The sequence below is a fragment of the Roseateles sp. genome (assembly GCF_965262435.1).
In the GTDB taxonomy this organism is placed as follows: Bacteria; Pseudomonadota; Gammaproteobacteria; order Burkholderiales; family Burkholderiaceae_C; genus Paucibacter_A.
Genome location: NZ_OZ253537.1, coordinates 3,254,050 through 3,276,571, shown reverse-complemented (window position 1 = coordinate 3,276,571; position 22,522 = coordinate 3,254,050). Strand labels below are relative to the sequence as shown.

The 22,522-nt window shown below is 64.9% G+C and carries 17 protein-coding genes; 11 read left to right on the top strand and 6 right to left on the bottom strand.

The window, feature by feature from the left end:
* Positions 1 to 193: 193 nt before the first annotated feature.
* Complete coding sequence (locus tag ACQY39_RS14200; RefSeq protein WP_428507262.1) at positions 194 to 1,069, top strand: PEP-CTERM sorting domain-containing protein; 876 nt, start codon at positions 194 to 196, stop codon at positions 1,067 to 1,069.
* Positions 1,070 to 1,190: 121 nt separating this feature from the next.
* Here the strand turns inward: ACQY39_RS14200 and ACQY39_RS14195 are convergent, their stop codons facing one another.
* Entirely contained in the window at positions 1,191 to 2,195 is a 1,005-nt protein-coding gene (locus ACQY39_RS14195; RefSeq protein WP_428507260.1) for an isoaspartyl peptidase/L-asparaginase family protein, read from the bottom strand.
* Positions 2,196 to 2,408: 213 nt separating this feature from the next.
* On the opposite strand from ACQY39_RS14195, the gene ACQY39_RS14190 reads away from it, so the two are divergent.
* From ACQY39_RS14190 to ACQY39_RS14155, 8 genes are all read left to right on the top strand, one after another.
* Positions 2,409 to 3,209: a pseudouridine synthase gene (locus ACQY39_RS14190; RefSeq protein ID WP_428510815.1), complete on the top strand. Its 801-nt coding sequence runs from the start codon at positions 2,409 to 2,411 to the stop codon at positions 3,207 to 3,209.
* Between the two features lie 256 nt (positions 3,210 to 3,465).
* Entirely contained in the window at positions 3,466 to 5,367 is a 1,902-nt protein-coding gene (locus ACQY39_RS14185; RefSeq protein WP_428507258.1) for an ATP-binding protein, read from the top strand.
* Positions 5,368 to 5,410: 43 nt separating this feature from the next.
* Complete coding sequence (locus ACQY39_RS14180) at positions 5,411 to 6,433, top strand: bifunctional riboflavin kinase/FAD synthetase (RefSeq protein WP_428507256.1); 1,023 nt, start codon at positions 5,411 to 5,413, stop codon at positions 6,431 to 6,433.
* A 149-nt stretch (positions 6,434 to 6,582) separates the two neighbouring features.
* A complete protein-coding gene (gene ileS, locus ACQY39_RS14175; RefSeq protein ID WP_428507254.1) occupies positions 6,583 to 9,429 on the top strand; it encodes an isoleucine--tRNA ligase in 2,847 nt (948 codons plus the stop codon).
* Between the two features lie 3 nt (positions 9,430 to 9,432).
* On the top strand, positions 9,433 to 9,948 hold the full coding sequence (gene lspA, locus ACQY39_RS14170) for a signal peptidase II (protein WP_428507252.1): 516 nt from the start codon (positions 9,433 to 9,435) through the stop codon (positions 9,946 to 9,948).
* Between the two features lie 106 nt (positions 9,949 to 10,054).
* On the top strand, positions 10,055 to 10,888 hold the full coding sequence (locus tag ACQY39_RS14165; protein WP_428507250.1) for a DUF2189 domain-containing protein: 834 nt from the start codon (positions 10,055 to 10,057) through the stop codon (positions 10,886 to 10,888).
* Between the two features lie 175 nt (positions 10,889 to 11,063).
* The gene (locus ACQY39_RS14160; protein WP_428507248.1) at positions 11,064 to 12,581 is read left to right on the top strand and encodes an ATP-binding protein; all 1,518 of its coding nucleotides are present in this window, start codon (positions 11,064 to 11,066) and stop codon (positions 12,579 to 12,581) included.
* Positions 12,582 to 12,643: 62 nt separating this feature from the next.
* Positions 12,644 to 13,543, top strand: coding sequence for a DMT family transporter (locus tag ACQY39_RS14155; RefSeq protein ID WP_428507246.1), 900 nt, complete (start codon positions 12,644 to 12,646; stop codon positions 13,541 to 13,543).
* Positions 13,544 to 13,561: 18 nt separating this feature from the next.
* Here ACQY39_RS14155 and ACQY39_RS14150 read toward each other — a convergent pair whose 3' ends face one another.
* From ACQY39_RS14150 to ACQY39_RS14130, 5 genes are all read right to left on the bottom strand, one after another.
* The gene (locus tag ACQY39_RS14150; RefSeq protein ID WP_428507244.1) at positions 13,562 to 14,875 is read right to left on the bottom strand and encodes a CsgG/HfaB family protein; all 1,314 of its coding nucleotides are present in this window, start codon (positions 14,873 to 14,875) and stop codon (positions 13,562 to 13,564) included.
* A 132-nt stretch (positions 14,876 to 15,007) separates the two neighbouring features.
* Complete coding sequence (locus ACQY39_RS14145) at positions 15,008 to 15,796, bottom strand: SDR family oxidoreductase (RefSeq protein WP_428507242.1); 789 nt, start codon at positions 15,794 to 15,796, stop codon at positions 15,008 to 15,010.
* A gap of 5 nt (positions 15,797 to 15,801) precedes the next feature.
* Entirely contained in the window at positions 15,802 to 16,719 is a 918-nt protein-coding gene (locus ACQY39_RS14140) for a DMT family transporter (protein WP_428507240.1), read from the bottom strand.
* Positions 16,720 to 16,804: 85 nt separating this feature from the next.
* Positions 16,805 to 17,974, bottom strand: a complete 1,170-nt coding sequence (locus ACQY39_RS14135; RefSeq protein ID WP_428507238.1) for an ABC transporter substrate-binding protein — start codon at positions 17,972 to 17,974, stop codon at positions 16,805 to 16,807.
* A 175-nt stretch (positions 17,975 to 18,149) separates the two neighbouring features.
* Positions 18,150 to 19,376 (bottom strand): NAD(P)H-dependent flavin oxidoreductase, encoded by a 1,227-nt coding sequence (locus tag ACQY39_RS14130; RefSeq protein WP_428507236.1) that lies wholly within the window; start codon positions 19,374 to 19,376, stop codon positions 18,150 to 18,152.
* A gap of 265 nt (positions 19,377 to 19,641) precedes the next feature.
* On the opposite strand from ACQY39_RS14130, the gene ACQY39_RS14125 reads away from it, so the two are divergent.
* Positions 19,642 to 20,715, top strand: coding sequence for a GGDEF domain-containing protein (locus ACQY39_RS14125; RefSeq protein ID WP_428507234.1), 1,074 nt, complete (start codon positions 19,642 to 19,644; stop codon positions 20,713 to 20,715).
* A gap of 186 nt (positions 20,716 to 20,901) precedes the next feature.
* Positions 20,902 to 22,476, top strand: a complete 1,575-nt coding sequence (locus tag ACQY39_RS14120) for an ATP-binding protein (protein WP_428507232.1) — start codon at positions 20,902 to 20,904, stop codon at positions 22,474 to 22,476.
* Positions 22,477 to 22,522: the final 46 nt, after the last annotated feature.

The window sequence follows — 22,522 nt, the reverse complement described above, 5'->3', positions numbered from 1 at the left end:
TCTTGTCGGCTATTGAGCAGGCAAAATACAAACAAGAACAAAGATTGCATCCTTGTTTGGCCAGCAGATTTCAGCTGTGAATTTTTACGGTTTCCAAGCACCCCCCGGTTCGCGGGATTGTTCGGATTCACCGGGCACGTAGGATGCTATCCAAGATTTCCGTAACACCATCTACGCCGACAGGGTCCACACCATGAACTACGCTGCTACAGCGACAACTACCACCGGTCGATTTGCGTCTTTCGCCGCGTCGGCTCTGCTCGTGGTGGCCGCAGGCTCCGCTTACGCTCAAGGCGCGACGACCGTGACCAAGGCGACCGGCACGGGCTCTTCCTTGGGAGAAACTCACTCGCTGGTGTTCGGCAACACGGCTGCACGCAACGTCAACATGGGCGCCTGGAAAGTCAACGAAGGTACCAGCAGCACTCTGGGGGCCAACAGCTTCTGGGTCTATTGCCTGGACCCCTTGAACAATTACATCTCGCCGGACACCTACGACAAAGTCTCGCTGAGCAACTTTGTCAATGGTTACCAGGCAACGCCTGGCGGCGCGACCTTGGGCTATGCCTCGATCTTTGCTGGCGCCAACTATCAGGCTGCAGGCGTCCAGGGCGTTTATGACGACTCGACCACGACGACCTCGCGCGTCTTGAGCGATCTGACAAACCTGTTTCAGCATGCTTACGCTGACAGCATCACCTCTTCGGTCAAGTCGGCCGCCTTCCAATTCGCCATTTGGGAAATCCTCGGCGATGGCGCAGGTCAGTCGACCAACAAGAAGTATTACAGCGCGGGCTACACCAACAGCGGCCTGGACCTCAATGAAACCGGCACCACATTCAAGACGCAGGTCGACACTTACTTGGCTGGCTTGAACGGCACTTGGGCCGCAGGTTTGACTGGCACGACGAACTACACCTTCTCGGTGTACAACCCCAACCCGAGCGGTAGCGGCCAAGCCCTGATCCGCGCAACGGCAAACGCCGTACCGGAGCCGGGTTCGCTGGCCTTGGTCAGCTTGGCCGTGTTTGGTGTGGTGTACACGCGTCGCAAAGGAAAGAAGAGCTGATTTCGGCACAGCCGGATCCAGACAGAAAAGCGGCCATTGGCCGCTTTTTCGCTTTTCTGCCTGAGAAGTTTGCGCGATTTGCACCCCAGGTGCTTGCGGCAAAACCATTGAAGCCAGAGTTTCACTTCGAGCGATACACCGCGACCACAGGCCGAACTGCGCCCACACGGACGTATCCGCGATACATGCCTTCAGAATTGAAGGGCAGGCAGACATCGCCATTTGCAGCGACAGCGATCAAGCCTCCGGCATCGGCTGGCAGCTTCTGCATCACCACACGATCGCAAGCCTCTTCGAGGGACATGCCGGCATAAGCCATCAGAGCAGAAACATCGTGCGCGGCACATGCACGAATGAACAACTCTCCTGTGCCCGTGCACGACACTGCCACGGTGGCATCGTTGGCGTAGGTTCCTGCACCGACCAAAGGCGTGTCACCGACACGGCCGACTTGCTTGTTGGTCATGCCGCCCGTCGAAGTGGCAGCCGCCAAATGACCAGCAGCATCCAGGGCCACGGCGCCGACGGTACCGAACTTGGTTTCTTCATCAATCGGACCTGAGGCTTCGATGGGTGTCGCCTGGTCCAAAAGATCCTGCCCATCGTGATCACGCAGCGCGCCTGCCTGCAAGCGCTGCGCGCGCCGCAACTGCTCCAGCCTATGCGGCGTGCCGAACCAATTGGGAGACACCTGCTCCAAGCCATGGCGAGCTGCCAACTCATCGGCGGCAGCGCCAACAAAGAGCAGATGGGCGCTGTGATCCATCACCGCGCGCGCCGCCAGAATCGGGTTACGCGTACGGCTGACACCCGCCACCGCACCGGCACGACAGTCACGACCATCCATCACGCAGGCATCCAATTCATGCGTGCCAGCCGCGGTGTACACCGCGCCTCTGCCAGCGTTGAAGAGCTCACATTCTTCAAGCAGACGAACTGCCTCCACCACCACATCGACTGCACTGGCGCCGAGGGCCAACTGCTCTTGCCCGGCCATCAAAACACGACTCAGGGCGTCGCGGTACAGAGCCTCCTGGTCGGCCCTCATGGCGCCACGCGTCAAGGTGCCGGCGCCTCCGTGAATGGCCAAAACGGGCAAAGGACGAGGAGTCGGGGTGCTAGACATCTTGGGGGCTTCCTCGCAAGCGTAAGGGGGCTGTTCGACATGGACGCGTCGCGACAAGCCCGCCGTGGGCCTTGCGACATGGCGTGCCCATGCCCATGCCCAAGGAAACAGCTGTGCCGCGTAACCATCGACTCATGATAGCCAGCGCCGACCGCCACAAGAGCTGACGCGTGCGGACAGCGCAGCGTCCTCGTAGACAATAGGGCCATGAAAATGCGCCTCTCCAACATCCTCTTTTCGCAAGGCTTCGGCACCCGCCGCCTCTGTGCCGGCCTGATCTACAACGGCGAAGTTCGAATCGCTGGCGAGGAGGTCGACGACGCCGATGCCGAGTTCGAGACCGAGGGTTTCAGCTTTGAGGTCGGCGGCAAGACCTGGCCCTTCTATGAGAAAGCGCTGATCCTGCTGAACAAGCCGGCCGGCTACGAGTGCTCGCAAAAACCCAAGCACCATCCTAGCGTCATGAGCCTGCTGCCCGCGCCGCTGCGCGAGCGGAATGTCCAGCCCGTGGGGAGATTGGACGAAGACACCACGGGTCTGCTGCTGCTGACCGACGACGGCACCCTGATTCACAAGCTGACCAGCCCCAAGCACCATGTGCCCAAGGTCTACGAAGCACAGTGCAAGCACCCCGTCACTGCCGAGATGGTGGCCCAGTTGCTGGCCGGCGTGGAGTTGCGCGAACCTGCGGAATCCAAACTGCCGCCAGAGTTGGCAGCCCGGCGCGCCAGTGAAGCCCGCAAGCCTGAAAAGTCGAGCAAGCCCAGCCCCAGCGAGCGCCCGGGTTTCACGCCCGAGATGGTCAAGGCCGAGGGCGCAGAAGCTTTTGGCAGCCACGGTCTGCGCCTGACCTTGACGGAAGGTAAGTACCACCAAGTCAAACGCATGGTGGCCGCCGTGGGCAACCGCGTGGAAAGCCTGCACCGATCGGAGTTCGGCGCTTTGGTCCTGCCCAGCGATCTGAAACCCGGCGAGTGGCAGTGGGTCAGCAGCCCCTCCTTGATCACGCCTTGAGCTGCAGATAGCGACTCCGCCGTCGGCTCACCCAGGGAATTCCCGGGGATTTCCTGTCTGCAATTGTTTTTCAAGGGTTGACCCCGTTCAGTTTGTCATCAAGCCCCTGTAGAAAGACGACCGAGAGAGTGAGCGAAGGTCGCAGCCGCAGAGCTGTGCATAACGAGCGGCCCATCAAGTGGCAGCCGGGACGTCGAGGGGTATCCAGATGACTTCAGAGTCGGCGTCATGGGCCGCGAACAAGGCGGGCGCCAGCATGGCCTCGGTGTGGCCCCAGGACATGGGGCTGACGCGAGAAGAGCGCCAGAGCCCCGATATTTCCGCCCAGGTTCAGGTCGAACAAATACTCGGGCTCTTTGAGGGCACCGTCAAACGCACCCTGTTGGGCTTGGCTTTTTGTGCCTTGCCGGTCTATCTGCTCTGGCCCCACCTCTCTCACGAACTCCTGTTGGGCTGGTTCGCAGTGCGCGCCGCAATGACCGTGTGGCGCTGTGCCCAAGCCCTGCACTTTCAGCGTCAGTTCCAGGGCAAGGGCAGCCAGGAGAGCCCGCCACTTGAAGTCCTTTTGCCATGGCGTCGTCGCGCCCTGCGCTTGCTGGCCTTGGATGCGCTGAGCTGGGGGGCCATGGGCTGGTTCTTCCATACCCCGCAAGCACCTGAGCTTGAAGGCGTGATGCTGGCATCGATGCTGGGTTTGAGCGCCATGGGGCTGTTCGTGCTGGGAGGCCGGTTCCAAGCCAACCTGATCTTCTCTAGCCTGGCCCTCGCGCCCTTGATGGCCTACCAACTGAGCCTCGGCACGCAGACCGGTGCGGTCATCGCCATCGGCCTGGGCTTCTTTCTTGGCCTGGGCTTGAGCGAGTCACGCCGAATCGAGCTGCGCCTGACCGAACTGCTACGCCTGCGCTTTGCCAATGCCTGGGTGGCCGAACAAAGGCAGCAAGCACTGCAGTCGGCCGAACACCAAAGTACCAGCAAGAGCCGCTTTGTTGCCGTCATGAGCCACGAGATCCGCACACCGCTGAACGGCATCTTGGGCATGACCCAGTTGCTGGAGCGCAGCGAGCTGAACCCGGAGCAACGCGAACAGATCGACATCGTGCGGCGCTCAGGCCGCCATCTGCTGGCCTTGGTCAACGACATCCTGGATCTGGCGCGCATCGAATCGGGCAAGCTGGCGGTCGACGCCGGACCGGTCAGCCTGCGTGAGGTTGTCGATGACGTCTGTCAGTTGCTGGTGCAGACCGCGCGCGACAAAGGCCTGGCGTTCGAATTGCAGTTCAGCCCCGCCCTGCCCAGCCATGCACTCGGTGACGCCTCCCGCATCAAGCAGGTGCTGCATAACCTGATCGGCAACGCCATCAAGTTCACCGAGCACGGCAGCGTTCAAGTGGAAGTCAGCGCCACCCTGGACATGCGTGCTGGCACCCTGCTGCGCTTCGCGGTCCGCGACAGCGGTGAAGGCATTGCCGCCGACCAGATGGAGCGCATCTTCGCCCCCTTCGAGCAAGCCACGCAGCAGGCACAGGCTGTGCGCCAGGACGGCAGCGGCCTGGGATTGACCATCTCGCGCGAACTGGCACGCGCCATGGGCGGAGACTTGCGTTGCAGCTCCGTGCCCGGCCAGGGCTCGCTGTTCGAATTCACCTTGCCTTTGCAAGCATGCCAGCCTGCTGCAGCACGCGCGCCGGTGGCCAGTGACTATCGCAAGCTCGGTGCTGCAACGCCGGCCAGCGAACTGGCGCCGCAGCTCAGCGGCCGCGTGCTGCTGGTCGACGACAGTCTGGTCAATGTGCTGGTGGCCTCCTCCATGCTGGAATGTTGTGGCTTGCAGGTGGACACCGCCGAGAACGGGGTCGAAGCGCTGGCCTGCCTGAATCAACAGGACTACCAGCTTGTCCTGATGGACTGCCAGATGCCGCGCATGGATGGCTTCGAGGCCACGCGCCGCTGGCGCAGCCAGGAGCGCCAGAAGTTCCTGCCGCCCGTGCCCATCGTCGCCCTGACCGCCAGCGCCGTGAACGGCGACCGCGAACGCTGCATCCAGTGCGGCATGGACGATTACCTGGTCAAACCCTTCGAAATGGACGACCTCGTGGCCGTGGTGCAGCGCCATATGCAGGTCGCGCAGCTGAGCCGCTCGGCCGCCCTGGTCTGAAGGGCAAATCCGGCCGCTGCGCCGGCGCACGATAATCGGCGCCATGCAGGTTTTTCGCGGTTTTCATCATCCCGGCATCGCCAGCGCCTGTGCGCTGACGATTGGCAATTTCGACGGCGTCCATCGCGGCCACCAGGCCATGCTGGCCTTGCTCAAGTCCGAGGCTTCTCACCGCGGCTTGCCCAGCTGCGTGATGACCTTCGAGCCCCACCCACGCGACTTTTTCGCCCAGCTCGCCGGCAAGCCCGAGCTCGCACCGGCACGCATTGCCACCTTGCGCGACAAACTCAGCGAGCTCAAGCGCTGTGGCATCGACCAGGTCATCGTGCTGCGCTTCGATGCGGCGCTGGCCGCCTTGAGTGCACAAGCCTTCATCGAACAGGTGCTGATGCAGGGCCTGGGGGCTCGCTACATCCTGGTCGGCGATGACTTCCGCTTCGGCGCCAAGCGGCAAGGTGACTACGCCACGCTGGACGCAGCCGGACGGCAGCGCGGCTTCGATGTCGCCCGCATGATGAGTTACGAGGTACACGGGCTGCGCGTCAGCAGCTCGGCCGTGCGAGAGGCCCTGGCCGCTGGCGACATGGCGGGCGCGACGCGACTGCTTGGCCGGCCCTATGCCATCTCGGGCCATGTCGTTCATGGCCAGAAGCTGGGCCGCAGCCTGGGCGAATCCAGCCCCGGTGCCCTGGACGGTTTTCGCACCCTGAACCTGCGCTTCAGCCACGACAAGCCGGCCGCGCATGGCATCTTCGCCGTGCGCACCCACGGCCTGGCCGCCGAGCCGCTGGATGGCGTGGCCAGCCTCGGCGTGCGCCCCACGGTGGAAGACGCCGGCCGCGTGCTGCTTGAGGTGCATTGCTTCGACTGGCCCGCGCCACTGGGCCGCGAGGAGGCCTACGGTAAACTCGTGCGCGTGGAACTCCTGCACAAACTTCGCGACGAAGCCCGCTACGACGGGCTCGACGCTTTGACAGCGGCCATCCGGCAGGATGCCGAGCAGGCCCGCGCCTTCCTGGCCACTCACGCCGCCCTGCGCCGACAGACCACCCGCGATCGAATTTGATCGACGCGGGGGCCGGGTGCTGCACACCGGCCTGCCGCAGCCCCTGCGCTGGGCTCTGCGCCCTCGCCCCTCCTGCACGCATTCCAACGCCCGCCCTGCGCGCGGCGCCTCTTTTGAACGGGCTCACGCCTGAAAGCCATCGCTTCACCATGACAGCCGCCAAAGACACCCCCGCCGATTACCGCGCCACGCTGAACCTGCCCGACACCCCTTTTCCCATGCGCGGCGACCTGCCCAAGCGCGAGCCGGGCTGGATCAAGGCCTGGGAAGAACAAGGCACCTACCAGCGTCTGCGCGAAGCGCGCCGCGGCGCGCCCAAGTTTGTGCTGCATGACGGCCCGCCGTATGCCAATGGCCAGATCCACATCGGCCACGCCGCCAACAAGATCCTCAAGGACATGATCGTCAAGGCCCGCCAGCTGGAAGGCCTGGACGCGGCCTACATCCCCGGTTGGGACTGCCACGGCCTGCCGATCGAGAACCAGATCGAGAAGACCCACGGCCGCGGCCTGCCGCGCGACGAGGTGCAGGCCAAGAGCCGCGCCTATGCCGGCGAGCAGATCGACGCCCAGCGCGCCGATTTCAAGCGCCTGGGTGTGCTTGGTGAGTGGGACCGTCCCTACCGCACCATGGACTTCAAGAACGAGGCCGGTGAGATCCGCGTCCTGAAGCGCATGTTCGAGCGCGGCTTCGTCTACCGCGGCCTCAAGCCCGTGTACTGGTGCTTCGACTGCGGCTCCTCACTGGCCGAGTTCGAGATCGAGTACCAGGACAAGAAGAGCCCGGCCGTGGACGTGGCTTTCCTCAGCGCCGAGCCGGTGCGCCTAGCCGCAGCCTTTGGCCTGGGTTCGCTGGACAAGGATGCCTTCACCGTCATCTGGACCACCACGCCCTGGACCATCCCGGCCAACCAGGCGCTCAACCTCAACCCCGAGCTGAGCTACGCCCTGGTGGATACACCACGTGGCCTGTATGTCGTGGCCGAGGCTCTGGTCGAGAAGTGCCTGGCGCGCTGGAAGCTCGAGGGCTCGGTACTGGCCACCACGGTTGGCAAGAACCTGGCCGGCCTGGAGTTCAAGCACCCGCTGGCCCATGTCGATGCGGGCTACAACCGAACCAGCCCCGTCTATTTGGCCGATTACGCCACCGCCGAGGACGGCACCGGCGTCGTGCACTCGGCGCCCGCCTACGGCCTGGATGACTTCCAGTCCTGCATCTCGCATGGCATGGCCTTCAAGGACATCCTGAACCCGGTCACCGGCAACGGCACTTACGAAGCCAGCCTGCCCCTGTTCGGCGGCCAGCACATCTGGAAGGCCAATGCCGTCATCGCCCAGACGCTGGAAGAAGCCGGCCGCCTGCTCTCGCATGTGCAGATCACCCACAGCTACCCGCATTGCTGGCGCCACAAGACGCCGGTGATCTACCGGGCGGCGGCCCAGTGGTTTGTGCGCATGGATGAGGGCGAAGGTTTGTTCGCCACCGACCCGGCCGCCAAGACCCTGCGCCAGACCGCTTTGGAAGCCATCGACGCCACCAGCTTCTACCCCGAGAACGGCCGCGCTCGCCTGCGCGACATGATCGCCGGCCGGCCCGACTGGTGCATCTCGCGCCAGCGCAGCTGGGGCGTGCCCCTGCCCATCTTCCTGCACAAGGACAGCGGCCTGGCCCACCCCAAGACCCTGGAGTTCATCGAGCGCGCCGCGCAGCTGGTGGAAGCCGGCGGCGTCGAGGCCTGGGCCAAGCTGGACTCGGCCGAGTGGCTGGGCGAAGAGGCAGAGCACTACAGCAAGGGCAGTGACATCCTTGACGTCTGGTTCGACTCCGGTTCGACCTTCCAGCATGTGCTCAAGGGCAGCCATGCCGGCGCCGCCCACGACAGCGGCCCCGAGGCCGACCTCTACCTGGAAGGCCACGACCAGCACCGCGGCTGGTTCCACAGCTCCCTGCTGATCGGCTGCGCACTCTACGGCCGTGCGCCCTACAAGGGCTTGCTGACCCACGGCTTCGTCGTCGACGGCAAGGGCCGCAAGATGAGCAAGTCGGAGGGCAATGTGGTGGCGCCGCAAGCCGTCAGCGAGAAGATGGGGGCCGAGATCATCCGCCTCTGGTGCGCTTCGACCGATTACTCGGGCGACCTGGGCCTGGACGACAAGATCCTGGCCCGCGTGGTGGACGCCTACCGCCGCATCCGCAACACCCTGCGCTTCCTGCTGGCCAATGTCTCGGACTTCGACGCCAAGACCGATGCCGTGCCGCTGGATCAGCTGCTGGAAGTGGACCGCTTCGCCCTGGCTCGTGCGTCGCAGCTCCAGGCCGACATCCTGGCGCACTACCAGCGCTATGAGTTCCACCCGGTGGTGGCCAAGCTGCAGGTCTATTGCTCGGAAGACTTGGGCGCCTTCTACCTCGACGTGCTCAAGGATCGCCTCTACACCACCGCGCCCAAGAGCCTGGCACGACGCTCGGCGCAAACCGCGCTCTGGCACATCACCCAGGCCATGCTGCGCTGGATGGCGCCCTTCCTGAGTTTCACGGCCGAAGAAGCCTGGGCCATCTTCGACGGCGGCCATGGCGACAACAGCATCTTTGTGGAGACCTACTGGCCCTTCGCCGCGCCCGACGAGGCCCTGCTGGCCAAGTGGGGCCGCATCCGCGAGATCCGTGAGGCGGTCAACAAGTCCATTGAAGAATTGCGTACGGCCGGCAGCGTCGGCGCTTCCCTGCAGGCCGAGGTGGCCTTGGGCGTCAATGCGCAAGACCTGACCCTGCTGCAGTCGCTGGGTGAGGACTTGAAGTTCGTCTTCATCACCTCGGCCGCCAGCTTGGTGGCTGCGGAGGCCTTGAGCGTCACGGTCACACCCTCGGCGCACCAAAAGTGCGAGCGTTGCTGGCATTACAGCGCCGACGTGGGCCTCAGCGAGAGCCACCCGACCCTGTGCGGCCGTTGCGACAGCAATTTGCACGGCAGCGGCGAAACCCGGACGGTGGCCTGAACGATGGCAAGCTCGATCAAAAAAGTTAGCAGCAGCAATAGCAGCGGCGGCAACAAGCTGGCCTTGTGGCTGGCCATCGCCTTGCTGATCATCGTCCTGGATCAGTTCACCAAGGTGCTGATCCTGGGCAATTTCCAGCTCGGCGACAGCCGCTACGTGAATGGCTTCTTCAACGTTGTGCGATGGCACAACACCGGCGCAGCCTTCAGCTTTTTGGCAGGGGCGGATGGCTGGCAGCGCTGGTTCTTTGTCGGTTTGGGCGCCGTGGCCACGGTCTTCATCCTCGTCATGCTCAAACGCCATGGCCAGCAGACGCTGTTTGCCACGGCGTTGAGCCTGATCCTGGGCGGCGCCCTCGGCAATGTCATCGACCGCCTGCTGCACGGCTATGTGGTGGACTTCATCCAGCTGCACTGGAACGGCTGGGCTTTCCCCTCCTTCAATGTGGCCGACAGTGCCATCTCCGTCGGCGCGGCTCTGCTGATCTGGGACGAGATCCGCCGGGTGCGCAAGGGCTGAAGTCTGCGGCGCTGCCGCTGAACCTCGAAGGCAGCGCACGGCAGCGCGCGCCGTCTGCTGGAAAGCCCGCTGGTGCGCGGGCCGGCTGGGCGCCTAAGCTGCGCCCATGAATCCTGCCGAACCGCCTTCGCCCGACGCGGCTGCGCCGATCACACCTCCGGCTGACGACAGCAGCTCGCGTGATGAGATCCCCGCCGACAGCGCCTTCGCCATCGGGCTGAGGCCCTTGAGCTTTGCCGACCCGTTTCGCTGGCTGGCCGCCGGCTGGCGGGACTTTCGGCGCGCGCCCCTGATCGGCCTGTTCTTCGGCGCCTGCTTCATGCTCATGGGCTGGTGCCTGCTCGGCGTCTACGAGCACGCGCCCATCTACACCCTGGCCCTGTCCGCGGGCTTCCTGCTGATGGGGCCCTTTCTCTGTCTGGGCCTGTACCAGGTCAGCCGCCGGCTACAACAGGGTTTCCAGCCGCGACTGCTGGACTGCCTGACCGCCTGGCGCAAGCGCATGTCGCAGATCGCCATCTTCGGCACCGTGCTGCTGATTCTGGAGATGATCTGGGGCCGCGCGGCCCTGGTGGTGTTTGCCGTCAGCTTTGACGGCATGCCCGATCTCAGCGGATCCCTGGTCAAGCTGCTCAACCCCGAAAACCTGGGCTTCATCGTCGCCTACCTCGGCGTCGGCGCCTTCTTCGCTGGCCTGATCTATGCCGTCAGCGTGGTCTCGATCCCCATGCTGCTGGACCGGCCCACCGACGCGGTCACGGCCGGTTTGACCAGCCTGCGTCTGGTGTTGACGCAGACGGGTGTGATGCTGTTCTGGGGGGCGCTGATCACCGTGCTGGTGGTGCTGGCATTGCTGCCCGGTTTTGCCGGCCTGCTGGTGGTGGGGCCGGTGCTGGGGCATGCCAGCTGGCACGCCTACCGGGCAGCCGTGGTCGAGTGAAACGCAGGGCTCAGCTCATGCCGACGCATGCCAGACATGCCCGCCTTGTTTGCGCAAATTTTTGCGTGAGCTCGCGCCCCAGCGAGTCCGAGCATGGGGTCGCGCAGGCGACAATGCGCAGCATTCCGCGCCCCACCGCCTACGGACCGGCAGCCCACTGCCCCACTGATCCTCCATGCTCGACTTTGCCTGCCTGACCCACTACGACTGGCTCGATGTGCCGATGTGGGTTTTCGATCCCGAACGCCAGCGCAATCTATGGGCCAATGCAGCCGCCTTGAGCTTCTGGCGTGCCAGCAGTGCGGAAGAATTCTTGTCACGTGATTTTTCGGACACCAGCGAAGCCGTGCGCGAACGACTGGCGGTCACTGCCGCCGACCATGGTCAGGGCAAGATCGTGCGCGAGCAGTGGACGCTCTACCCCAAGGGCCAACCGGCCACCGTCATGCTGGTCTCGCGCGGCATCCTGACGCCCGACCGTCGCCAGGTCATGCTGTTCGCGGCCGACTCCCTGGCCAGCGGCAGTGACAAGGCCATGCTGCGCGGCGTCGAAGCCTTGCAGCACACCAGCGTGCGCATCGCCGTCTTCAGCCTGCAGGACGGCAACACCCTGATGCGCAACCCGGCCGCGGCGCTGGCCTTCGACACCCGCAAGCCTGCCAGCGATGGCCACCGCATCAGCGACTTCGAAGCCCTGTTTGCCGACCGGGCAGATGCGATCAAAGTTTTCAACCAGGTGCGGGCGGGGCACAGCTTCAAGGCAGACCTGGAACTGCTCAGCGACGGCGGGCGCTGCTGGCATGGGGTCAACGCACGCCCCATGCGCGACCCGGTGACTGGGGAGCAAGTGCTGCTGCTCAATGCCCGTGACATCGCCGACCTCAAGGCCAGCCAGGCCGCGCTGGAGGCCGCGCGCGAAGTGGCCGAAGCCGCCAGCCAGGCCAAGAGCAGCTTCCTGGCCAATATGAGCCACGAGATCCGCACGCCCATGAACGGTGTGCTCGGCCTGACCGAGCTGGTGCTGCAGACCGAGTTGAGCGACAAGCAGCGCAAGTTCATCGAGCTGGCGCACAGCTCGGCCAAGGGCTTGATGGTCATCATCAACGACCTGCTCGATGTGGCCAAGATCGAGTCGGGCCGTGTGCACATCGAACAAGCCCATTTCTCCCTGCACGATTGTCTGCGCGAGGCCCTGCATCCGCTGCTGCTGCAAGCCCATGAAAAAGGCCTGCACCTGCATGCACGTGTGCAGCCCGGTGTGCCTCAACACGCGACCGGCGATGCCCTGCGCCTGCGCCAGGTGCTGGTCAATCTGGTCGGCAACGCGCTCAAGTTCACCGAAAAAGGCGAAGTGCGCGTCGAGGTGGAACGCATCGACGCCGATGCCAGCGAGCTGCCACCCACCGGCGGCACCGCCGCGGCGCTGCGCCTGCGCTTCAGCGTCCATGACACCGGCATCGGCATGACACGCGATCAGATCCAGCAGATCTTTGAACCCTTCAGCCAGGCCGACGGCAGCATCACGCGCCGTTATGGCGGCACGGGTTTGGGCCTGACCATCGTGCAGCGCCTGGTCGGCCTCATGGGCGGCCAGGTGCAGGTCGAAAGCCAACCGGGTACGGGCTCCTGCTTCAGCTTTGAAGTGGCGCTCGACGGCTCGGCCGCCGCAACTGCTGCCGACACGGAGAGCTGAGGCATGGACATGCGCAGCCAAGGAACTACGCAGCACGCTGCGGCTGGCAAGAGCCCACACCTTTGAACCTGCGCCTCGGTCTACTGCTGACCTTGCCGCCCTTGCTGTGGGCCGGCAATGCGGTGCTGGGTCGCATGGTGGTGGGCAGCATCAGCCCTTTGTCGCTCAATGCCCTGCGCTGGGCTTTGGCAGGCCTGCTGCTGCTGCCCCTGTCCTGGCGCCTGCTGCGGAACACCACAGCCTTACGCCAACGCTGGGCCTACCTGGCCCTGACCGGCTTTCTCGGCATGGGTTGCTACAACGCGCTGCAGTACCAGGCCTTGCGCAGCTCGACTGCGCTCAATGTGACCTTGATCGCGGCCAGCCTGCCCGTCTGGATGCTCGCGGTGGGCGCCCTGCTGTTCGGGGTGCGGCCACAGCGACGCCAGTTGCTCGGCGCGCTGCTGTCGCTGGCTGGCGTGGCGCTGGTGATGGCCCGTGGTCAGCCAGCTGCCCTGGCCCAGGTGCAGTTCGTCAGCGGCGATCTCTTGATGCTGCTGGCCATCGTGTCATGGGCGCTGTACAGCTGGCTGCTGGCGCGCCCGCCGGCCTCGATGCGCGGCGCAGACAGCCCCGGCTGGAACTGGGCGGAGGCCTTGATGGCCCAGCTGCTGTTCGGCCTGGTCTTTGCCGGCGGCATGGCAGGCGCCGAGCAAGTGCTCGGTGCTGCGCCCATTGCTTGGGGGCCAGGTCTTGCCTTTACCCTCCTGTACGTGGCCGTTGGGCCCTCGCTGATCGCCTACCGCTGCTGGGGTCTCGGTGTGGCCCAGGCCGGTCCGGCGGTGGCTGCCTTTTTTGGCAACCTCACGCCGCTGTTCGCCGGCTTGATGTCGGCCGCCCTGTTGGGCGAATGGCCGCAGTGGTACCACGGCGCGGCATTGGGCCTGATCGCGGCCGGAATCTGGGTTTCTGCTCGGCGCTGATTCTCAAACCAAAAGGGCTCAGCTGCGCTGGCCGCTGAAGGAACCACCGCCCTTCAGGCCGCCACCGTAGCTCCAGCTGCCGCTGACCGTGCCGCTGATCGGGTCGACACCACCCTGGTAATGGGCGGAGCCGGCCGAACCCGAGGCGACCATGGTGAGGCGCCCGTTCGGCTGCACCGCACCGCTGACACTGAATGCGCCGGTCTGGCTGGACATGCCACTGCCGGTCACCGTGCCGCTGCCGTTCAGGCCGGGCAAGATGCTGACCGTGAAACTGCCCTGCTCAGGGCCGCTGAAGCTGCCCGTGAAATTACCAAAGATGCCGCCAGCGACCGTCTGCGTGACGGGCTGGACCGACGGCGCACTCGACACCAGGCCACAAGCGCTGACCAGGGTGCGCTGCACCCAGCCGCTGAAGTTGGCAGCGTCAACAAACACAAAGCCGTTGCTGAGCTCGCCCGAGGCGATCAGTTCATCGTTCTTGGTCAGCGTGGCCACCACCTTGCCCTCGCGCGAGGCGCTGGCATAAGCCTTAACATTGGCGATCTTGGGGCACAAGGTCTGGCCTGGCTTTTGCGGTGCCTCGGCCTTTTGTGAAGCCGCAGCATTGGCATCGCCCGAAGCGCTGTTGCTGCGGATCAGCTGAGGCTGGTCACGGACAGTCTGGACAATCTTGTTGTAGTTGTCCAGCAGGCTGGCGGCCACCATCTTGCCTTCTGGCGTCTTGGTGTAGCCGCCCAGGGCACCCAACATGCCGTTGCCATAGGCCCAGCCGCCAATGCCGAAATCGGTCTTGGTGGCCTTGCCTTCGGCTGCGGCCACCTGGATGCTGGAGCGCACATCGGCGATCAGCAGGCTGGTCGAGGCCTCCTTGAACTTCAGGCCGCCGGCGAGGGCGCCCAGCACGCCCAGGCGGCCCATCAAGGCACCGCCGATGCCGCCGGTGTCAGATGCCGCCAGTTGCACATTGGGCGTCATGACAAAGTCGGCCGCCTGCATCTGACCTTTGCCGACATTGGATTCCTGGCGCAGATCACCGTTCTGACCGAGGGCGCGCTCTTGCTGCAGGTTCTGCATGGCCATGCCACGTTCGACGACATCGAAGCAACCGGACTGCTGGATCATCATGCGCAGCAGCGCCTCCGGCGAACCCAGGCCATAACGCGACAGATGGTGCCAGCCGGTCTGCGGCTCGGCCACGGCGATCACGCCCAGCTTCTTGGAGCACTTCTCGACATTGGAGCCCTGCTCCTCGGCGCGGGCGCCGCCCGCCAGCATCATCACAGCCGCAGCCACCACGCCGGTCTGCACGAAGACCTTCTGCTTCATCATCAAGATGCACTCCCATTCAGGCATAACCACACGAAGCCCGGCATTGTGCCCAAGTGCGGCCCGCTCACCCACCCCCAAAAAGGGCAGGCAGCGGTAACAAATTGCGACGGACCGAATGTGGGCCGCTCAGCCTCAGAAGACCCCGGCGTAGGCGCCGCCATCGAGCAGGATGTTCTGCCCCGTCAGATAGCCCGCCTGGACGCTGCACAGCATGGCGCAGAGGGCGCCAAACTCAGCGGCCGTGCCGAAGCGCTGGGCCGGAATGCCTTGCTTGCGGCGCTGCGCAAACTCTTCGGTTGCCAGGCCGTTCTTGCCCGCGCCAGCCACCAGGGTCTTGTGCAGGCGCTCGGTGTCGAAGGCGCCAGGCAAAAGGTTGTTGATCGTGACATTGCGGCCGGCCAGCTGCGGCTGGCGCGCCAGACCGGCGACAAAACCGGTCAGGCCCGAGCGCGCCCCATTGGACAGGCCCAGCACATCGATGGGCGCCTTGACCGCGCCCGAGGTGATGTTGACCACACGACCGAAACCACGCGCCGCCATGCCATCCACCGTGGCCTTGATCAGCTCGATCGGCGTCAGCATATTGGCGTCGATGGCAGCCAGCCAAGCGGCACGGTCCCAGTCACGGAAATCGCCCGGCGGCGGACCGCCAGCATTGTTGATCAGCACATCGACCTGCGGACAGGCCGCCAGGGCGGCAGCGCGGCCCTCGGGCGTGGCGATGTCACCGACCACGGTGCGCACCTGCACGGCAGGGTTCAGCGCCCGCAGCTCCTGAGCCGTGGCCTCGAGCGCCTCGGCTCCGCGTGCCGTGATCACCACATGGGCGCCCTCTTTCACCAAGGCCTCGGCACAGCCTCGACCCAGGCCCTTGCTGGCCGCACACACCAGGGCCCAACGGCCCGACAGTCCAAGATCCATCGTCATCACCTCCAACGCGTCAACAACCACACCCCACCCAGGACCAACAAGGTGCCCAACAGCACCCAGACGGTGAAGGGTTCATCAAGAATCAGCGCGCCCAGCACGATGGTGGACATGGGCCCCACCATGCCGGTCTGCGCCGCCAAACTGGCGCCCAGGCGCTCGATCGCCAGCATCACCATCAACACCGGCGCAAACGTGCAGGCCGTGGCGTTGAGCAGGGACAGCCACAGCACCTCGGGCGCCAGCTGGGCCAGGCCACCGAGCGGGCGCAGCACGAGGAACTGAACAACGCAGAGCACACAGGCCACGCTGGTGGCCAGGCCGGTCAGGCGCATCGCGCCCAGGCGCTGCACCTCCTCGCCGCTGAACAGCAAATAGCAGGCATAGCTGAGCGCACTGCCGAAGACCAGCGCGGCGCCCAAGCCGACATCAGGGCCCTGCACGGACAACTCCTGACCGAACACCAGGAGCACGCCGCTGTAGCTGATGGTCAAGGCCGTCAACTGCCGGCCCGTGACCCTGCGTTTGAAAAACACCCAGCCCAGCAAGAGCACCAGGGTCGGATTGAGGTAGAGGATCAGGCGCTCAAAACTGGCGCTGATGTAGGCCAGGCCGGCGAAGTCCAGAAAGCTGGCCAGGTAGTAACCGCTGAAACCCAGGCCCAGCACCACGCGCACATCACGCCGGCTCAGCGCCGGTTTGCCCCGACCGGCCCACCAAGCCAGCAAGAGAAACATCGGCAGCGCGATCAGCATGCGCAGCATCAGCAGCGTCACGGCGTCGACGCCGTGCCGGTAGGCCAGTTTGACAATGATGGCCTTGCCCGAGAAGGCAACAGCCCCGGCCGTCGCCAAGGCGAAACCCGGCCACAGACGCGCGGGCGCAGGGGAACATTCACTCGGCACAGGGGAAGACATCGCCGGCATCATAGAAGCCAGGCTCTGCCCGCGGGCGAGCTGGGCCTTCTCTCCTCGACGAGTCAGCCGCGCAGGCCGCAGAGGCTCAGCGCCAGAACTTGCCGTCAGGCCCGATGATGGAGATGTCGACGAAATCCAGGCCGCTGCGGTCCTTGGGCCCGTAATGCAGCTCGACACCGCCGAGGTCCAGGCGCTGCACGCCTTCCAGGGCCTTGAGCAGACTGGCGCGGTTGATGTCCTTGACGCTGCGCTTGAGTCCCTCGACCATCAGTTTGGCGGCCGCGAAGCCTTCGATCTGAGCCGGGCTCAGCTCGTTGCGACCGCGTGCCTTGGCCAGGCCCAGAGCTTCGCGCACCAGGGGGTTGTTGCTGGAGCGCTCATACGGAAAGACCTGGGTGACGATGACGCCATGCGCGTTCTCACCCAAGGCCTTGACGAAGTCCGTGGACGCATTGTTCGACAGGGTGGCGATATGGGCTTTGGAGCCCGTGGCGCGCAGAGCGTTGACACCTTGCACCACGGCATAGCTGGGGCCGATGAACAGCACTGCTTCAACGCCCGCCTTGGCCACCTGCTCCATCAAGGGAGCGAGTTCGGGCTTGTCGCGATCGAAGCGCAAGATGGCCGAGGCCTTCATGCCCTGGGCCTCCAAGCCCTTGATCGCACCAACACCAGCGTCGTTGCCGAAGGCATCATTGACCTGCACCACAGTCACCCGCTTGACGCCGATGGCGGCCAGATGCTGAACCGCCCGCGCCGCCTCGCGCTGAAAGGTGGCCCGCACATTGAAGACCTGGGGGATGAAGGGTTGATGCAAGACCATGGCGCCGCTGGACGGCGCCACCAAGGCCACCTGATACTTGCTGAGCAAGGGCAGCAGAGCCTGGCTCTGGGCCGTACCACGACTCAGGAACAGAGCCACCACGCCCTGCTCGATCAATCGCTCGGCATTGGCGGCGCTGAGTTGGGGCTCGTATTTGTCATCCAGCGAGATCAGCTCGATCGACTGCCCCTTGATGCCGCCCTGGGCATTGATGGCATCGAAATACAGGCGCGCGCCATCGGTGATCTCTTGCACCCCGGCGGCCGCGGGTCCGCTGAAACCAGCCGTTTGGCCGATCTTGATCTGGGCTTGTGCCAGGCCTGTTGCACACAGGCAGGCCAGCAGGGCTGCACGCGCAGCCCTGCTCCACACGGGCACCACGGTGCCCTGCTGCCGGGCCGCAGCAGCAGCCCTTCCTCCAGCGTCACGCATGACTCTCCCCCTCACCCTCGTCTCTTGTCTTTCGCCGGTCACAAAGGCGCCGTCGGCGAAAATTCAAGGCGCGATTGTGGCGCAGGGCAGGCCCTCTCGGGTGACCATTGGCACCCGGACAAACCCGTGAAACGACGGCGGGTTCAAGGCCCTGATCAGGGACTCAGCACCCGACTCAAACGCCCAGCGCGGCCCGTCCACCGCTGGGGCTCAAAAGGCACTGCATCAGCTCGGCAACGCTGCGAATTTGGCTGCCGAAAGGCAAGGCGCCCACGCCGCGAAAGAACAGCCCATGTTTGGCGTCGCCACGCAGGGCGGCGGCCAGTTGGTTGTCGATGCAGAACTGACCGGCCTCTTTGAGCCCGTCACGCAGGCCGCATTGCGCCAGGCAGTCGAACGCCTTGGTGCAGCGGCTCTTGACCTGAGCCATGGCCTGCAGCTTGGGAGCTGCACGCAGATAGTTGCGCAACCAAGGCGTGGCCACAGCGCGCGCAGGCAGGCCGGCCACACTGATGAACTCCACCAGATCGGCGTCACTGGCCTCCGCCAAGACCCGTTTGAATTCGGGATGCGCGTCGCCTTCCAGCGTGACGGCAAAGGGCGTGCCCAGCTGCACGGCCGCTGCCCCCAGGGCCTGCAGGCGCTGGATGTCCTCGAAGGAGCGCACGCCACCGGCCGCGATCAGGGGAATCTTGCCAGCGATGCCGGCCTTCTCGAAATACTCCAGGCACTCGGGTATGACACGTTCGAAGTCGAAGCGCGCATCGTTGACATCACTGACCTTGGCCGCGCCGAGGTGGCCCCCGGCCAGGCGCGGGTGCTCGATCACGATGGCATCGGGCAGGCGCTGCTTGCGCTCCCACTTGCGCACGATCAGCTGCACACCACGAGCATCGCTGAGGATGGGAATCAAGGCCACCCGGGGGTAGGCCGCCGCCAGATCCGGAAGGTCCAGCGGCAGGCCGGCCCCAACCACCACCGCCTCAATGCCGCACTCGAGCGCCCGCCGCACCTGCGGCGCGTATTCAGCAACGGCACGCATGACATTGAGCGCCACCAGGCCACGGCCCTGGGCGCGCTGCTTGGCTCCCTCGATCTCGCGTTCCAGCGCGATCAGATTGACTTCATTGATCAAGCGCTTGGCCGCCTCGCCCGCGTTGTGGCCTTCGGTGCGGGCCATCAGATCGGGATGCTGGCGGCGCAGATCGACGGAGCTCAAGGTCCCCACGCCCCCGAGCGAAGCCACGGTGCCGGCCAACTGCTGGGCACTGACACCCACACCCATGCCGCCTTGCACGATGGGCAAGAGGCGACGACCTTGCAACTCCAGGGCACGCAAGCCACTGCGGTCAAACATAGATTGCAGTTGCTGCGGGGAACTGAGGTCTGTAGTCATGAGCATGGGCTGGCGCGGTCGGCGCCATGAAAGAGAAAGTCAGGCCGCAGACTAAGGCTTAGAGAGGCGGTACTAATTGACGAAAGTCAGCAGCACTGCGATCACAGTCAGTCGCTGCTCTTGAGTTCGTCAGCCGCAGGCCGAAAGCGAAGCAAGCCAAGTGGACGGCACCGCAAGAGCGAGGCGGCCCGGCCCAAGACGGAACGGCAGCCCTGCATCTGCCGCGACGAGCTTGGCCACACCCGCGCCAGGAACAAAAAAGGCAAGCCCGATGAGATACCAGGATTCGATGTCACGCAGCGCCGAACACTTGCGCGCGGCCCTGCCCTTGATGACACGGCAGCGGGCGGCGCTGCACCCGGTCAGCTATGCAGTCTGGTACGAGCATGTCAGCGGCATCAACCCGCCCTTGAGCCGCGCCGTGCAGAAGCTCACGCAAGAGGGTCGCAGCCTTGACGAAGCCCAGACCTGGCAGCTCTATGACGCCCATGTCAGCGACTTCAACCCCAGAACCGCCCAGACCATTGGCGACGGCATGGCGCGAGTGTTGGACAACTTGTCGGCCTCGACCGCTCAGGCCGGCCAGCACACGGCCGGCTTCGAAGCCTCGCTGCAGCGCTGGGTCCAAGAGCTACTCGCCGACGCCGCCCTTCAACCTCAGTTCGCCGAACAGGACCCTGCAGGTATGGTCCGAGAACTGCTCGACAGCACCCGGGAAGTGCGCGCCAGTCTGCAGCAATTGCAGGGCCGACTGGACAGCAGCCAGAACGAGATCCGTCTCTTGCGCGCTGAAGTGCAGAAAGCCCGTGCCGATGCCTTGGTGGACGCACTGACCGGCCTAGCCAACCGGCGCGCCTTCGAACAGCAACTGAGCCAGTGCACGGCACGCCATCGCGGGCCAAACAGCACTGCAGACGCAGGGCAGCCAGCACCCTGCCTGGTGCTCGGCGACATCGACTTCTTCAAGCGTGTCAACGACAGCTTCGGCCACCAGTTCGGAGACCATGTGCTGCGCGCCGTGGCGCAAACGCTGAAAGGCGTGGCCGCCCACGACAACCTGCCGGCGCGCGTGGGCGGGGAAGAATTCGCCTTGTTGCTACCGCGGGCTCAGCTCGCCGAAGCCGAGAGCGTGGCCGAGCAGATGCGAGCCTCGGTGGCGGCGAGTCGCATCCGCCCCGCGCAAACTCAGGCCGCGCTGGAGCGCATCACCATTTCAATGGGCGTCACCCAGATGCACCCTGGCGAGAGTGCCAACGACTTCTTCGCGCGGGCGGACCGGGCGCTCTACGCCTCGAAGCGCTGCGGCCGTAACTGCGTCACGGTGCTGAGCGCACAAGCCGCTTGATGGCTGTCGCAGACGGCAGCGGCGCCCGGCGACGCGCGCGCACGACGACGAACCCGTGCGCCGCTTGACCCGCGCGCAACTGCCCATACACTCGGTGCACCTCGGCCCCTGTTGACGTGATGACGCACCGCTTCCTGCCCCTGCCGACCCTGGTTTGCATCGCCGCCCTCGCACGGACCGGGTTCCATGATGTTTGAACGCGCGTCGCTTCGTTACGCGGTCATCGTCGCCCTGCTGATCGGCCTGCTGGTGCCGACGGCCTTGGTGCTGCTTTATGACGCGCAAAAGACGCGGCGCACAGCGCTGGAGGATCTCAAGCGTGACCTGGTGCGCACCACGGAAGTGATGGCCCTGTCGCTGGCCGAGCCGGTGTGGCAGGTCTCGCCCGACCTGGCCGAACCGATGATCAAGGCCCAGTTCGATGACCCGCGCTTTGTTTCGGTCGTGGTGCGCGAGCCCTCCTCCGTCGCCCCGTTTCAGGAGCTGCGCCGCAAGCAAGAAGCGGCAACCGAACCGGACCTGACCCTGAGCGAAAGCCGGGCCGTCATGCGCGATGGGCGCAAGATTGCCGAGCTGACGGTGGAAATGAGTGCCGCGCCCTTGCTCGAGGCCAAGCAGGCCGAAATGCTGCGCACCTTGTGGCGCAGTTTCCTGACCCTGACCTTGTCCTCAGCCCTGATCCTGTGGGTGATGCAACGCCGCGTGCTGCAACCCATGACCCAACTGACGCAGGCCGCCGAAGCCTTGGCCGCTGGCCAGCTGCAGCAGCCGCTGAAGCTCGGCGGTAGCGATGAAATTGCCCGAGTCGGGCTGTCCATGGAGCGCATGCGCCAGTCTTTGCTACAAGCCTTCGACGCCTTGCGCGAACACGCCAACACCCTGGAGGAACAGGTGGAACAGCGCACGGCTGAACTGACCACCAGCAATGGCGATCTCACCCAGGCTTTGGCCAACCTGAAGACGGCCCAGCATGAACTGGTCGAATCAGAGAAGCTGGCATCCCTGGGGCGCTTGGTGGCGGGCGTGGCCCATGAACTGAACACGCCCCTGGGCAACTCGCTCACGGTGGTGTCCTCGCTGGAGGACCGCTACCGACAACTCGACGAGATGCTGAGCAACAACACACCGATGCGACGCAGCGTGCTTGAGGACCTGGTGCGCGACACCCGACGCGGCCAGGACATCCTGCAGCGCAATGTGCAGAAGGCTGCTGACTTGGTGCGTGATTTCAAGCGCGTGGCCATCGACCAGACCACCGACTCGCGCCGCGACTTCGAGCTCGACCGGGTGATCGAGGACGTGCTGGTCATGGTCGAGCCCAGCTTCAAGCACACGCCTTTCTTGATCCGGACCGAGTTGGTGAGGGGCATCGAGATGAGCAGCTATCCGGGATCGCTGGGCCAAGTGCTGACCAATTTGCTGATCAACGCCTTGGTACATGGTTTCGAAGGCCGCGAACAGGGAGAAGTCCTGGTGCGGTGCAGCCTGCCCAGTGCCGAGGAGGTCGAATTGAGCGTCGAGGATGACGGCCGCGGCATGGATGAGTCGGTACGGCGCCGCATCTTCGACCCCTTCTTTACCACCAAGCTGGGCACCGGCGGCTCCGGTCTGGGCATGCACATCGTGCACAACATCGTCACCCATGTGCTGGGCGGCCAGATCGAAGTGTTCAGCACTGTCGGCCAGGGCACCCGCATGGTGATGCACCTGCCTATCGTTGCGCCGCAACGCGGCAGCGGCAGCGAAGAAGCACTGCACTGAGACACGGCACTCGAACGTTTCAATGCAGCGCTAACGGGCTGCCTCG